The sequence below is a fragment of the Pedobacter sp. AK017 genome, assembly GCF_014200825.1.
In the GTDB taxonomy this organism is placed as follows: domain Bacteria; phylum Bacteroidota; class Bacteroidia; order Sphingobacteriales; family Sphingobacteriaceae; genus Pedobacter; species Pedobacter heparinus.
In genome coordinates, this window is sequence record NZ_JACHCW010000001.1 from 525,123 (window position 1) to 539,661 (window position 14,539).

Consider the following 14,539-nt stretch of genomic DNA (forward strand, 5'->3'; position numbering starts at 1 on the left):
AAACTGGAAAGCTATGCAGGACGATATAAGTCCGTGCTTTCCAGTTTTTCCAGTAACAGTGCTATTTTTACCGTGGCAAAGGAAGAACAATAATCCGATAGGCCGTAGGGAATGATCAGTTCACCATCGTGAATGATCGAACCACAGGAATACAACACATTAGGTACATACCCCTCCCTTTCATCTGTATTGGGAATAACCAGTGGCTCATTTAACCTTCCTATTTCTATTGAAGGATCATTCAGATCAAACAAACTGGCTCCCAGGCAGTAACGGCGCATTGGCCCTACACCATGGGTAATGACCAGCCAGCCGGCCTCAGTTTCTATAGGCGAACCACAATTACCGATCTGTATGAATTCCCATGGAAACTGTGGTGCCTGCAGCTTTACAGGGTTATCCCATACCGTAAGCTTATCGGAATACATTAGGTAGTTGTTCCAGCCATCTATGCGCGACATCATGGCATATTTGCCGTTGATCTTACGTGGAAAAAGTGCCAGATTTTTATTCTGCGCACCAATACCATGTAGCGGACTGATCTTAAAATCGTAAAAATCCGTGGTCTGCAATAGCTTGGGCATAATCATGGCCCCATCAAAAGCAGTATAGGTGGCATAAAAAATAATGCTGCCATCATCTTTTACAAAACGGACAAACCTGGCATCTTCTATACCCTTGCGCTCAAATTCAGAGATGGGGAAAATCACCCGGTCAGAAATATCGGTGTCCCTCGAAAAGCTGATCTCATGGTAGGTATCCGACAACCAGAGGATCTTGTCATATTCCAGTTTTTTAAGGTCATCTTCCTGCAGACCTTTGCTGTCAAGAATGATCTTTCTGAGTGTGGCATAATCGAATTTATCCTCCAGTTTAACACCTACCTCATCCAAAACCTCTATATCTATGCGGGAATCAGCCGCTTTTTTAAGAAATAGTTTTTTATTATAGACCGCGTTCTTAATGATCTCTGCTTCATCAATATAATTGCCTACCGGGATTACCGTAATGTTATGGTTACGGTCTATCAGTGCACGACGGAACACGACGGAAGAAATGTGCCCCTCACCTACTGCCCTGAAACTGATGATCAGCCTTTTTTCACCTTCAACCAGGTCGGACTGATCAGGGTCTTCTACTACCGAAGGGTTAAAAAAAGCTGCAGATTCTATAGAATATTCATGTGTGAAATAGGATCCAAGCAGCAACTTCTGATATTTATCAAGCGATTCAAAATCGTAACCCGCCGTTTCTATACAGTGTTTGATCTTTTTACAGTGACGGGCAAGTATTTTGGTGATGTTCCGGTGCCTCTTGGAATATTCCTGTAACAAAGGCGAGATCAGTCCGAATACATCCTTATCCGAAAGGGCCAGTACATGCCTCACCACTTCTACAGCTCTTTCATCTCCGTTAAAAAAAAATCTTGCAATTACCCGTTTAGGATCTGGGTATACTTTAACTGGTTTTCGTTCTATTAATAATCTCATGGTATGTATAACGCTTTAGATGGGCACAAAGATTTATGAATTTATAGTTTTTTTAGAAAAAACGTTAGCAGGCCGACATGTTTTTGTTAACATGTATACCAAAACAGACAACATAACAACTGACAATATTACAATAAAAGTCAGTTTGAATAAAAGGAGCAGTACGAGATTTGTCATAATTTAAGCTGGATTGTCATGGTAAAATAATAAACAGCAGCGAAAAAAAATATATTCACTTATCAATTAAGCACTTACAAAAAGTGTCATTTTTACTCAGCAAAGGCAACATTTAATTGGCACAAGGGTTGACTATATACCGTAAATGGTCAGAACATAAAAACAGAAAAGACCAGATTATAAATTAAAAATTAAGAAGATGAAAAAATTATTATTATCATTAGTTGCAGTTGCAGGTTTAGCTTTTACCACTCAGGCTCAAACAGAAAAAGGAAAAATAATTGTTGGTGGTAGCTTAGGTTTAAACTCTACAAAAGAAGAAGGGGCTTCGAAATCAGATTTCAGGTTTAATGTAGTACCTTCTGTTGGATATTTTGTAAGCGATAATTTTGCTATTGGTACCGGAGTTGGTTACAATTATGACAAAAAGGTAAGTCAGGAATATTTAAACCAATCTTTTGAGGTTGCACCTTTTGGCCGTTATTATGTTGGATTGTCTGATCAGTTCAAATTCTTTGGTCAGTTATCGGTACCTATGGCTTTCGGAAACGTTAAAGATGTAGACGGCGTTACCGGCGATGTGGGCGACAAAAAAGGTACAACAACTTCAATAGGTGTACAACTTGCCCCTGGATTTGCTTTCTATCCTACTAAAAGAGTTGGCATAGAGGTTTCTGTAGATGGCTTGGGATATAACAATTACACTGTTAAAGATGCTGCTACAGGCAATAAAGCAAAAACAGATACTTTTGGTTTAGATGCAAGCACCATTACCCCAAAACTGGGTGTGATGTTCCACTTCTAAGCCCAGGTTTTTCATAAAAAGTTAGTTTGGTTAGATAAAAGGCCCTTGCTTAGGCGGGGGCTTTTTTTTTATGGCTGTTTATTGAAAACTCCTGATGCTTTCCATCTTTTATTGGATTTGATTTTATAGTTTTGCGTCAGATACCCTATATGAAATAGCATTACTTAATATGAAACATCACTTTTTACCATTTATGGCTGCAGCGGTATTTTTTGCTGCCGGATGCCAGTCAAAATCACAAACAGGTGCAACAGGTTCGGATGCAAAAGACAGCACTGCCATTGCAGTAGCTGAAACCACCGGAACTCCTGAAAAGGATCAGCACACCCAGGTGGATGTTTCTAAAATAAATGTTGCTGATGCAAAGACCATTCTCGCCCGGAAACAGGTTCCGATATTGTGTTATCACCAGATCCGCAACTGGAAGCCCACGGATGGAAAAGTAGGTAAAGATTATATTGTTGAAATACAAAATTTTAAAGATCAGGTTAAGATGCTGGCCGATAGCGGTTACCATTCCATTTTACCAGATCAGCTGTATGCTTATTTAAATACAGGCGCAGCCCTGCCTTCCAAACCTATCATGTTCACTTTTGACGATACAGATATGGACCAGTTTACCATTGCAGCCCCCACCCTTAAAAAATATGGCTATAAGGCCGTATATTTTATCATGACAGTGTCCATTGGCAAGAAAGGTAAATTTGTAGATTACATGAGCAAAGAGCAGATCAAACAGCTTTCTGATGAAGGAAATGTGATCGGCAGCCATACTTACGACCATAAGAACTTTAAGAAATACCAGGGAAAAGACTGGGAAGAGCAGCTAGATAAACCCACTAAAAAACTGGAAGAGATTACCGGCAAAAAAATGACAGAATTTGCCTATCCTTTTGGCTTATGGAATGCAGAAGGCATTCCTGAACTCAAAAAACGTGGGTTTAGAATGGCCTTTTCACTGGCAGATAAGCGTGACCAGAACGACCCTTTGTTTACCGTTAGAAGGATTATTGCCAGTGGCTACTGGAGCCCTAAAACCTTACACAACAGTATTGTAAGAAGCTTTTAACCCGGTTTACAGCACCTCATTAAGGAGATACTTCTTCCCGTTAAAGGAAAAGTCATCTCCTTTTTTTTTGCCCAGCATCAGTTTACCGATGGGTGATGCTGCTGAGATGGCAAATACCGTTTTACCACCTGCATGAAGCTGACCTGCACTGATACTGATGTAAAAAATGCCTTCATCGGTGTATACCAGACTGCCCCCGCTCACCGTATCCGATGCAGTTGCCTGTCCTATAGCCTCCAGAGTCTTCATATTTTCCTGTGCATCCATCAATAAACGTTTATTCCGGTCTATATCCTGCTGCATCATTTCGCGGCTGGTCTCGTATTTGTCACCGGCACTGCTTTTTGTATCGTCGTTACTGGCTTCCCTGGCCTGGGCAAGCGCCGTTTCTGCAGTCTGAATCCTTTGTTTGATGAAATCTAAACAAAGCTGATATACTATCCCTTTATCCATATTACGACTCTATCCATTTAATTTTTTCTGCCATTGGTGTACGTTTTGCTTCCCTGGGTTCTTCATTGTGATACCCCATATAAAAAAGTCCGAAACATTTTTCCCGTCCACCTAAGTTAAGATATTCTTTAAGATTTGCAATCATGCCTGGTGAACTCCAGTACGCGCCTACATTTAAGGCTTCGGCGGTAAGGGCCATATTCTGTACAGCACAGGCAAGGGCTGCAAGTTCCTCCCATTCCGGTACCTTATCCGGATGCAGTTGCGCATTTAAAGCGATCACACAGCTGGACTGGGCTATTTTTTCTGTGATGCTGTCATATTTTTTCTGCAGAAACTGAGGGGCAGGGGTGCTTTCTTTATATAAACGTGCAAGTTCGATGCCCAGTTTCGTTTTTCCTTCATTCCTGAATACCATAAACCTCCAGGGTTCAGTCAGTTTATGTGTGGGTGCATAATTTGCACTTTCCAGGATCTGTCTGATCACAGTTACCGGAATCTCCTGCCGGGTATAGCTAACCGGAAAAATACTTCTCCGGCGTTTGATGATATGACTTAAAATTGCGATTTCGTTTTCCATAATTCTTAACCGAGCGATCGTATGTCTGCAAAAATAGAATTAAAGGCCAATGGAAATGTTTACACGGTGTAATACTTTTTTAATTGTTTTTTTACCATTTTGGCACGGGCAAAAAAAGCAATGCTTTCTACACCCATCAGGTAATCAATGGTTTCCAGCAGTTCGTCCTTAAACCATTCGTACCTGGGCAACAGGTTTGCCAGGGCCTGCATGCAATGTACCTTGGTAGCTACCAGGGTTTCTGTATCTATCAGCCAGTTAAAGAGCACTTCAATCAGGGGTTCAAAATCTATTTGCAGCACGCGCTCCTTATAAATCTGATGGGCCCTTTTATCGGTTAGTAAAGCCATAATTTTAGCATAATGGCGCATGGCCGAAGGATTTTTCTGCCTGGGAAATAAGGTCAGTAACTCATCCAGGTATTTACTGAACTGCTCAGGTTTATGCGTCATGAGATACTCCAGCATCCAGGCTGCCCTGAAAGCCACTTCCTTCTTTTTATGAAAACTGATTTCCATCAGTTCGTTGATAGCCAAACCCTTGATTTCAGCAATAGCGGTTAAACTGGCTACCATTTGAAACTGCACAGGTGTATCCAATCTTGCGGTTAATTCCTCTTTGTTCACTGTATAAAAATCTAAACATCAAACTTAATAAAATAAATTATACCTACCTTTGCGGCTTATTTTTCAGCAATATGATTTCAGTTTCTAATTTATCACTCCGTTACGGAAAAAGAACTTTATTTGAAGATGTCAACTTAAAATTCACCCATGGCAACTGCTATGGCGTAATTGGGGCCAATGGTGCAGGCAAGTCCACTTTCCTCAAAATTTTATCTGGTGAAGTGAACCAGACCACGGGGAGTGTAGCTTTTACACCAGGGGAACGTATGGCCGTTTTAAAACAAAACCATTATGAGTTTGATGAATTTACTGTGATTGAAACCGTAATGATGGGCCACAAGGAATTGTACGACATCATGAAGGAAAAAGATGCCATTTACCTGAAAGAAGATTTTACAGACAAAGATGGCGAGCGTGCTGGTGAACTGGAGAACAAATTTGCAGAAATGGATGGCTGGAACATGGAAAGCAATGCAGCCACCATGCTGAGCAACTTAGGCATTAAAGAAGAACACCACTATAAACAGTTAAAAGAACTGGACGGAACCCAAAAGGTACGTGTATTACTTGCACAGGCCTTATTTGGCAATCCTGACATCCTGCTGCTGGATGAGCCTACCAACGATCTGGATATTGATACCATTGCCTGGCTAGAGAATTTTCTGGCAGATTATCAGAACATTGTACTGGTAGTATCTCACGACAGGCACTTTTTAGATGCGGTTTGTACTCATATTGTGGATATAGATTTCAGCAAAATGAGTATTTACTCTGGTAACTATACCTTCTGGTACGAATCGAGCCAACTGGCCCTGAAACAGCGCAGCGACCAGAATAAAAAACTGGAAGAGAAAGTTAAGGAGCTGCAGGAATTTATTCAGCGTTTTAGCGCCAATGCTTCCAAGTCGAAACAGGCTACATCGCGTAAAAAAGCCCTGGATAAAATCGACATCTCTGAGATTAAAGCTTCCAGCAGGAAATACCCGGCCATCTTGTTCAATAATCTGGGCAGAGAGGCGGGCGACCAGATTTTACAGGTAGAAAATTTATCTTGTACTTTAAATGGCGACGTGATGTTTAAGAACGTCAGCTTTATGGTGAATAAAGGAGATAAGATTGCGGTGCTGTCGCAAAACAGCCTGGCCACTACTGCTTTTTACAATGTGCTTACTGCGCGTGAAAAGAACTATACCGGCGAATTTAAGTTTGGTGTAACCATCAATATGGCCGATATTCCTAATGACAACTCGGTTTATTTTGAAGGTAAGGATGAAAACCTGGTAGACTGGCTACGGGAGTATTCGGGTACAGATCAGGATGAACAATTTGTAAGGAGCTTTCTTGGACGCATGCTTTTCTCGGGCGAAGAGGTATTGAAAAATGTAAAGGTACTATCCGGTGGTGAAAAGATGCGCTGCATGTTTTCGCAGATGATGCTGAAACACGCTAACCTTTTGTTGTTTGATGAGCCTACCAATCACCTCGACCTGGAGTCTATTACTGCTTTAAACAACGGATTAAAGGATTTTAAAGGCACAGCATTGTTTACTTCAAGGGATCATGCACTAACAGAATCTGTTGCAACACGCATTATTGAGCTGACTCCTAAGGGGGTGATTGATAAGATGATGAGCTACGACGAGTACATCAGCAATCCGGATGTAGCGGAACTGAGGGCAAAAATGTATTCAAAATAAGGCTATTACAAAACTTTGTTTTATGACAAGCTTTTGTAAATAGCAAATACTTTACATGAATAGCATAGGCAATTAAATTGTGTATGCTATTTTTGTATAGCACACACAACAGGAGCATAGAACAGACATGATCTCATTAACATCACTTTCGCATCATTATCCAGGGGGAAAAGCTATTGCGTTTAAAGACTGGCAAATCAATAAAGCTGAACAATGGCTGCTACTTGGCGAATCTGGCAGTGGAAAAACTACGCTCCTGCACATACTTACCGGTATATTGAAACCTGAAGCCGGTGAGGTAAGGATCAATGAAACTTCTATTTATAATTTATCTTCCAAAAAGCTGGACCAGTTCAGGGGTCGGAACATCGGCATTATATTCCAGCGACCCCACCTGATCAAAAGCTTAAATATTTCAGATAACCTGGTACTGGCCCAAAGTTTTGCCGGCCTGCCTGCAGATTTAAACCGTGTGCATGAAGTCCTGAGTTCTTTGGGTATAGCCGAAAAAAAAGAGGCCTATCCCAACGAGCTGAGTCAGGGCCAGTTGCAAAGGGTTTCTATAGCCCGTGCAGTGATCAACAAACCTACCCTGATCATCGCAGACGAGCCTACTTCAAGTCTGGATGATAAAAATGCTGCTGCAGTACTGGCCTTACTCCTGCACCAATCGGACATTAACCAGGCTACATTAGTGGTAGCTACCCACGATAAAAGAGTAAAAGATGCCTTTACAAACACTTACCAATTAGCATGAGCCCATTAAAAATCAGCTGGAAAAGTTTATGGTCCAAACCCCTCTCTGCAGCGCTTAATATCATACTTATTGCCTTTGGCACCGGTATTCTCACCATTTTGCTTTTGGCATCTGCACAAATTGGCGAAAAACTGGAAAACAACTCAAAGGATATAGACCTGGTGGTTGGTGCCAAAGGCAGCCCATTGCAACTGATACTCAGTAGTATTTATTATATTGATTTCCCTACCGGAAATATCCCCTTAAAAGAGGCCCTGGAACTTGCACACAGTCCTTTTGTAAAAAGAGCGGTACCCCTGGCATTGGGCGACAATTACAATGGTACGCGTATAGTGGGCACCGACAGTAATTTTGTGAGCCTGTACAAACTAAAAATAAAAGAGGGAAAATTCTGGCAGCATGACTTTGAAACTACCATTGGCACGGCTGTAGCCAAAAACCTGCACCTGAAAATCGGGGATACCTTTTATGGTGCCCATGGATTAACAGGCAATACCGATATACATAAAAATCGCCCTTACACCGTAACCGGAATCCTGGAAGCCCAGGGAAATGTGACCGATAACCTGATCCTGACCAATGTGGCCAGTGTTTGGAGAATGCATGATGAGCATGAAGAAGGTGACCATGACCATGCTGATGATGAGGGGCAGCGCGAACTGACATCATTACTGATCCAATACCGCTCTCCTATGTCGGTAGCCATGTTTCCGCGACTGGTTAATGAAACCACAAATATGCAGGCCGCCTCTCCTGCACAGGAAAGCACCCGCTTGTTCTCTTTAATAGGCGTAGGTATAGATACGCTGCAGTGGTTTGCTGTGCTGATTATGCTTATTGCTGCCATCAGTGTATTTGTAAACCTCTACAACTCTTTAAAAGAGCGCAGTTACGACCTGGCCATTATGCGCACTTTAGGAGCCTCCAGGACAAAAATTTCTCTGATTGTTATTGCAGAAGGTATGATGCTTACACTGGCAGGCACATTAATTGGGATGGCCTTAGGACATTTGGCACTAGAGTTTATTGGCAGCAACCAGGAAAGCAGCCAGGCCCAGCTAACTGGCTTTGTTTTACTTTCCAATGAGATATATTTGTTTTTTGCAGGGCTTTCTATTGGTATATTTGCAGCGATCATACCGGCAGTACAGGCTTACAGATCAAACATTTCAAAGATATTAGCGAAAAATTAACCCTAACAAACGATCAGACCAGGAAAATGATGATAAAGAAATTGATATTTATTGCCCTGCTTTTTACAGGCTTTGCCGTTAAAGCACAGCACAACCCCGATGACCAGATCAACTCTGACAACTGGGAGATCGTTGGCGGGGTAGATTTCAAAATTGTTAAAGACACTGAAATGCAGGCTATATTTAGTCCTGAAATAAAAAAATATGCCAACAAGCCCTTTGAACTTGAGGGTTATATTGTACCCATCAAAGATGGCATGAAACAAACCAGGTTCATGTTATCCACCCTTCCAATCAACCAATGCTTTTACTGTGGAAAAAATGGTGTTCCTATTATGGTACTGGTAGAAATGGCCGAGCCTATTAAATTTACTTATAAAACGGTAACAGTTAAAGGTACGCTTAAATTAATTCCCGGCAATGCGATGGACAACCCACCTATTGCACTCGTTGCTGCAAAAGCTATATAATGACTTCATAAGTTCCTAAGCGGGAATTCTATTATTTTTTCAAATTCTGTAAGCAGTACTGCTTACAGAATTTGAAAAAAAATGTAATGCTATTTAGTGACCGGAGTGACCATCAGCACCATGGGCATGACCATGGCTCAGCTCTTCCTGGGTAGCTTCACGTACACTTAAAATCTCACCTGCAAAAATCAGGTTTTTACCAGCCATAGGGTGGTTCAGGTCAACAGCAACCACATCTTCATGAACGGCAGTAACGCCAGCCCGGAAATGGTTTCCCTGGTTGTCCTGCAAAGGAATCACATCACCAACGGCTGGCAATTCAACATCTTTAAACATATCTTTTGGCAGGTCAGCAAAAGCACCCGGATCAATTTCTCCATAGCCATCAGCTGCAGAAAGCTCAAAACTGTACTCATCGCCAACGTTTAAACCGCTTAAATGTTCTTCAAATTTTGGCAGCATCATTCCTGTACCATATAAAAAAACGAGTGCATTTTCCTTATCCGCTTTTTCTACAAAAACTTGCTGTCCTTCTTCATTAGTCGTATGCAACTCGTACGTTAATGATACTACTGTATTGGGTTTAATACTCATTGTGATGTTTTTTAATTTATCAATTTTAATGCTTCATCAACAGTAGCTACTGGCAACTGGCATACTTTATTTCGGCAAATATAGATTTTTGTTTCAATGCTTTGCTTATCTTTTAACAACGGAAGCTGGGATTTTGTTCCTCCTAATGTAATTTTATTAGGGATATAGTGTGCATTGAAGGCCGATTTCTGCTTTTTAACAGCCGCACCTGTCAGCGCAATTTCATTTATACCAAATACCTGGTTTAAAAGCTGTATGGCCCAGTTGGAATAAGCCGACCCATAAGTTTTAATCTGCGGAAGGACGGCGGCCAGCATCTCTTCGGCTTTAATGCTATAAACATCCTCATCAAACAGCAGCCCCAGTTTATGAAGGTTCTGGGCCATAACGGAGTTGGATGCCGGTACTACATTGTCCATAATCTCGTGCTTACGCGCAATTAAAGTCTCTCCGGCAGCCGAGGTATAGAACAACATCGGACTATGCTCATCTTCAAAATTAAGGAGCACATAATCGCACAGTCTTTTGGCCTCCTTTAGCCAGTTTTCATCAAAATCTGCCTCATAAAGTGCAATCAATGCTTCAATAAAAAAAGCGTAATCATCTAAAAATCCCGGAATACTTGCCTTGTCATTTTTAAAATTACGGTACAGGCCACCATCGGCAGTGTTTACATGGGCCAATATAAAGGAGGCGGCTTTTTTGGCCATTTCATAATAATGGGGATGGTCAAATATTTCAGCACTTTCCGCAAGTCCTTTTATAGCCATTGCATTCCAGGCCGTTAAACATTTATCATCCAGTCCAGGCCTGATCCTTTTGCTCCTTTCCTGTAACAGTTTAATTTTTGCGGTCTTTATCTTTTGCAGCAGTTCTACTACAGATATCCCCTTAACTTCGGCATATTCCTCTTCTGTAAACTTTCTGAGCAGGATATTGGTCTGCTCTTCTTCCCAGTTCCCTTCATCAGTAACATTAAAATAATCGGACAGCAAATCTGCATCATCTCCAAGTACTGCCTCAAAGTCAGGTTTATCCCAAACATAAAACTTCCCTTCCACGCCCTCACTATCTGCATCAAGCGCAGCATAGAACAAGCCTTCGGGCGACATCATTTCCCTTTCCAGCCATTCAATACTTTCTTCTGCCACTTCTTTAAACAACAACGACCTGGAGTACTGATAGGCTTCGGCATATAAGCTGATCAGCTGCCCGTTATCGTAAAGCATTTTTTCAAAATGTGGCACATGCCAGTCGCCATCTACTGAATAACGGGAAAAGCCGCCGGCAACATGATCGTAAATACCACCCATTGCCATCTTTTCAAGCGTTAGCAAAGCCGATACATGGGTGGCGTCATCCTGCATCAGGTGACTATAGCGCAGCATAAACTGCCAGTTATTGGGCAAGGGAAATTTAGGCGCCCGGTTGTATCCACCTTCAGCCATATCAAAATAACGTTTCCAGGGCTCTGTAATTGCTGTTAAATGTGCTTTAGTATATTCATCTACCTTAATCTGAGGTATTATTTTCTCAGCATTTTGAATACCATCAGTTAAGCGGTCGGCATAAGCTATAGCCTTATCCGGCTCATTGGCCCACATTGCGGCAACACTTTCCAATACATTTACCCAGTCGGCTTTCCTGAAATAAGTGCCTCCATAAATTGGCCGCTGATCGGGCAGGCAAATGCAGTTTAATGGCCAGCCCCCGCTTCCTGTCATCAGCTGTATGGCCAGCATATAGATCTGGTCAATATCAGGGCGTTCCTCCCTGTCTACCTTTATACAAACAAAATGCCTGTTCATCACTTCAGCAACCTCATGGTTTTCAAAACTTTCCCTTTCCATTACATGGCACCAGTGACAAGCCGAATAACCAATGCTCACCAGGATCAGCTTATTTTCTGCGCTGGCCTTTTGCAGGGCCTCGGCACCCCATTCATACCAGTTAACCGGGTTATAGGCATGCTGTAACAAATAGGGCGATGAAGCTTTAATTAAGCTATTGGGTTCTGTATTCATAGGATAAAGGTAAAAAGTAAATTGTACTTTTACGTTATAGATTGTACGCTAATGAAGATTACCCATACCGAAATTTACCGTTTCAGCATTCCTATGGAACCATTTGTGATTGCTACGGGCACCATGCACTTTGCGCAGAACGTGCTGATCAGGATCTACACCGATGCAGGAATATATGGTGTTGGCGAATGCTCTGCCTTCCCTATGATTGTTGGCGAAACACAGGAAACCTGTCTGGCCATGGCGCAGGATTTTGCAAAGATCCTGATTGGTAAAGATCCTCTGGATATTCCTGAACGGATGAACGACCTGCTGGGCTATGCGGCACACAACAGCACCATTAAAAGTGCCTTTGACATGGCTTTGTTTGATATTGCGGCAAAAAATGCCAACCTGCCGCTGTACCGGTTTTTAGGCGGACAAAAACGAAGTATCGAAACCGATATGACCATTGGCATTGATACGCCTGAAAATATGGCACTTTCGGCGCTCAAATATCAGCACCAGGGCTGCCGGATCATCAAAATAAAGCTGGGCAAAAAAATCCATGACGACATTGAACGTGTAAAACAGATCAGAAAGGCAGTTGGCGATGATATGGTGCTGCGCCTTGATGCCAACCAGGGATGGAGTTTTGATGATGCACTTTTTGCACTGGGAGAACTTGCTCCCTTAAACATCGAATTTTGTGAACAACCCATGCGTACCTGGTACGATGATAAACTGCCCGAACTGAGCCTGAACTCGCCCATTAAAATTATGGCCGATGAAAGCTGCTATAACCACCACGATGCCCGAAAACTCATCAACAGCCAGTCCTGTGAATACCTGAACATCAAATTTTCTAAATCAGGTGGCATTTTAGAAGCACAAAAAATCCATGAAACGGCCCTGCAGGCAGGCGTTAAATGTATGATTGGCAGTATGCTGGAAAGCAGGATTGCCCTGAGCGCCAATCTGCATTTTGCTTTAGCGAGTCCGAATGTGGTGTTTTTTGACCTGGATACCTGTTTACTGGGGCACCTGGTAGATCCGGTTCTGGGGGGGCTGACTTATGATGGCTACTTCCTGGATGTACCCGATACACCTGGTATAGGTGCAGATGCCGATCCGCATTTTTTGGTGGGATGTGAGCAATGGCTAATATGAACTGGCTGCTGATTGGCGAAATTGCGTATGTAATTATCCTGGTTTTAGTATGCTTGCGCATCATTTATGATACCAGAAGTACTACAAAAACGCTGGCCTACCTGTTATTTGCTGTCTTTGTACCTATTTTTGGAATGATCTTTTATTTTTCCTTCGGCATCAACTACCGCCACAGGAAAATGTACAGCAAGAAGCTTTATGAAAATGACGACCTGGCTGCCAGATTTCAGCAAAGGATACTCAATTATTCGGAACAGACCTTTCAGCAAAACCACGCTGCTATAATCAGCAATAAAGAACTGGCCTTTATGGTTTTAAAGGACTCTATGAGCCCTTTAACCGCCAAGAATTCAGTTAAGCTGCTGATCAATGGGGAACAGAAATTTCCAGAGCTGCTGCATGCCATCAAAAATGCAAGACACCATATCCACATCGAGTATTACATTTATGAAGATGATGAAATTGGCAGGGCGATTGAAGCTTTGCTGATTGAAAAAGCAAAACAAGGTGTAACTATACGTTTCATCTATGACGATTTTGGCAGTCGGGACATCCGTAAAAAACTAGTTCCCCGCCTTAAAGCGGCTGGTATAAATGCCTTCCCTTTTCTAAAAGTGCATTTCATGCTTTTCGCCAACAGGCTGAATTACCGTAACCACAGAAAAATTATTGTAATTGATGGTATAACTGCTTTTGTGGGAGGTATTAATGTGAGCGACAGGTATATCAATGATGGCAGGAACCCAAAACAGGTTTACTGGCGCGATACGCACCTGCGCATTGATGGTCCCGGAACGCAATACCTGCAGTACCTGTTTTTGTGCGACTGGAATTTTTGTGCCAGCGAGGTATTGCAGCCGGACAGCAACTTTTTTCCGACAGCGCCTTTGCAAAACGGGACAGACAACAAAATTGTTCAGATTGCTGCAAGCGGACCAGATTCGGAGTCGCCTACCATATTATTTTCTATCCTTCAGGCTATAAATCTGGCTACCGAAGAAATCCTCATCACCAGCCCCTACTTTATACCCGGAGAGAGTTTGCTTGATGCACTGACGATTGCTTCACTGAGCGGAATAACAGTAAAGCTCCTCGTTCCAGGTAAATCTGATTCTGTACTGGTAAATGCTGCAGCCAGATCTTACTATAATGATTTACTAAATGCAGGGGTTGAGATCTACCAGTACCAGAAAGGTTTTGTACACGCCAAAACGATGGTAACCGACAAGAAAATTGCAATAGTAGGCACGGCCAATATGGATTTCAGGAGTTTTGATCTCAATTTTGAGGTAAATGCCATTGTATATGACATTGAAATTGCCTCTGAATTGACTGCCGCTTTTTATGAAGATCTGAAAGATGCGAGAAAAATTGATCCGGAACAATGGGCCGACCGTCCGTTCTACAAACAATTGATAGAAAAGGCAGCACGACTTTTATCGCCCCTGCTATAAA

At 42.2% G+C, this 14,539-nt stretch carries 14 protein-coding genes; 8 read left to right on the plus strand and 6 right to left on the minus strand.

The window, feature by feature from the left end:
* Positions 1-11 precede the first annotated feature (11 nt).
* The gene (locus HDC92_RS02365; RefSeq protein WP_012781612.1) at positions 12-1,490 is read right to left on the minus strand and encodes a glycoside hydrolase family 130 protein; all 1,479 of its coding nucleotides are present in this window, start codon (positions 1,488-1,490) and stop codon (positions 12-14) included.
* Between the two features lie 376 nt (positions 1,491-1,866).
* Here HDC92_RS02365 and HDC92_RS02370 point away from each other — a divergent pair, with 376 nt between their 5' ends.
* Both HDC92_RS02370 and HDC92_RS02375 read left to right on the plus strand, forming a co-directional pair.
* Positions 1,867-2,472 carry an outer membrane beta-barrel protein gene (locus HDC92_RS02370; RefSeq protein WP_012781611.1) on the plus strand — a complete coding sequence of 202 codons (606 nt, stop codon included), beginning with the start codon at positions 1,867-1,869 and terminating at the stop codon, positions 2,470-2,472.
* 169 nt (positions 2,473-2,641) lie between these two features.
* Positions 2,642-3,541 (plus strand): polysaccharide deacetylase family protein, encoded by a 900-nt coding sequence (locus tag HDC92_RS02375; RefSeq protein ID WP_183872056.1) that lies wholly within the window; start codon positions 2,642-2,644, stop codon positions 3,539-3,541.
* A gap of 6 nt (positions 3,542-3,547) precedes the next feature.
* Here the strand turns inward: HDC92_RS02375 and HDC92_RS02380 are convergent, their stop codons facing one another.
* From HDC92_RS02380 to HDC92_RS02390, 3 genes are read right to left on the minus strand one after another with little or no spacing between them, the layout of a single operon-like run.
* Positions 3,548-3,994: a 3-oxoacyl-ACP synthase gene (locus HDC92_RS02380; RefSeq protein ID WP_183872058.1), complete on the minus strand. Its 447-nt coding sequence runs from the start codon at positions 3,992-3,994 to the stop codon at positions 3,548-3,550.
* A 1-nt stretch (position 3,995) separates the two neighbouring features.
* A complete protein-coding gene (locus HDC92_RS02385; protein WP_183872060.1) occupies positions 3,996-4,574 on the minus strand; it encodes a nitroreductase in 579 nt (192 codons plus the stop codon).
* A 59-nt stretch (positions 4,575-4,633) separates the two neighbouring features.
* Positions 4,634-5,200: a hypothetical protein gene (locus HDC92_RS02390; protein ID WP_036673875.1), complete on the minus strand. Its 567-nt coding sequence runs from the start codon at positions 5,198-5,200 to the stop codon at positions 4,634-4,636.
* 71 nt (positions 5,201-5,271) lie between these two features.
* On the opposite strand from HDC92_RS02390, the gene HDC92_RS02395 reads away from it, so the two are divergent.
* The 4 genes from HDC92_RS02395 (at position 5,272) to HDC92_RS02410 (ending at position 9,317) form a co-directional block, all read left to right on the plus strand.
* Positions 5,272-6,897 (plus strand): ABC-F family ATP-binding cassette domain-containing protein, encoded by a 1,626-nt coding sequence (locus HDC92_RS02395; RefSeq protein ID WP_183872062.1) that lies wholly within the window; start codon positions 5,272-5,274, stop codon positions 6,895-6,897.
* Between the two features lie 127 nt (positions 6,898-7,024).
* Positions 7,025-7,654, plus strand: coding sequence for an ABC transporter ATP-binding protein (locus HDC92_RS02400; protein WP_012781605.1), 630 nt, complete (start codon positions 7,025-7,027; stop codon positions 7,652-7,654).
* A complete protein-coding gene (locus HDC92_RS02405) occupies positions 7,651-8,847 on the plus strand; it encodes an ABC transporter permease (protein ID WP_183872064.1) in 1,197 nt (398 codons plus the stop codon). Before HDC92_RS02400 ends, HDC92_RS02405 begins: the two co-directional genes overlap by 4 nt.
* 26 nt (positions 8,848-8,873) lie before the next feature.
* A complete protein-coding gene (locus tag HDC92_RS02410) occupies positions 8,874-9,317 on the plus strand; it encodes a hypothetical protein (protein WP_012781603.1) in 444 nt (147 codons plus the stop codon).
* Between the two features lie 93 nt (positions 9,318-9,410).
* Here HDC92_RS02410 and HDC92_RS02415 read toward each other — a convergent pair whose 3' ends face one another.
* Both HDC92_RS02415 and HDC92_RS02420 read right to left on the minus strand, forming a co-directional pair.
* Complete coding sequence (locus HDC92_RS02415; RefSeq protein ID WP_012781602.1) at positions 9,411-9,911, minus strand: peptidylprolyl isomerase; 501 nt, start codon at positions 9,909-9,911, stop codon at positions 9,411-9,413.
* Positions 9,912-9,922: 11 nt separating this feature from the next.
* Complete coding sequence (locus HDC92_RS02420) at positions 9,923-11,935, minus strand: thioredoxin domain-containing protein (protein WP_012781601.1); 2,013 nt, start codon at positions 11,933-11,935, stop codon at positions 9,923-9,925.
* Between the two features lie 51 nt (positions 11,936-11,986).
* Here HDC92_RS02420 and HDC92_RS02425 point away from each other — a divergent pair, with 51 nt between their 5' ends.
* Complete coding sequence (locus tag HDC92_RS02425) at positions 11,987-13,084, plus strand: mandelate racemase/muconate lactonizing enzyme family protein (protein WP_183872066.1); 1,098 nt, start codon at positions 11,987-11,989, stop codon at positions 13,082-13,084.
* Complete coding sequence (gene cls / locus HDC92_RS02430; RefSeq protein ID WP_183872068.1) at positions 13,081-14,538, plus strand: cardiolipin synthase; 1,458 nt, start codon at positions 13,081-13,083, stop codon at positions 14,536-14,538. The genes HDC92_RS02425 and cls overlap by 4 nt, the downstream gene beginning before the upstream one ends.
* Position 14,539 lies beyond the last annotated feature (1 nt).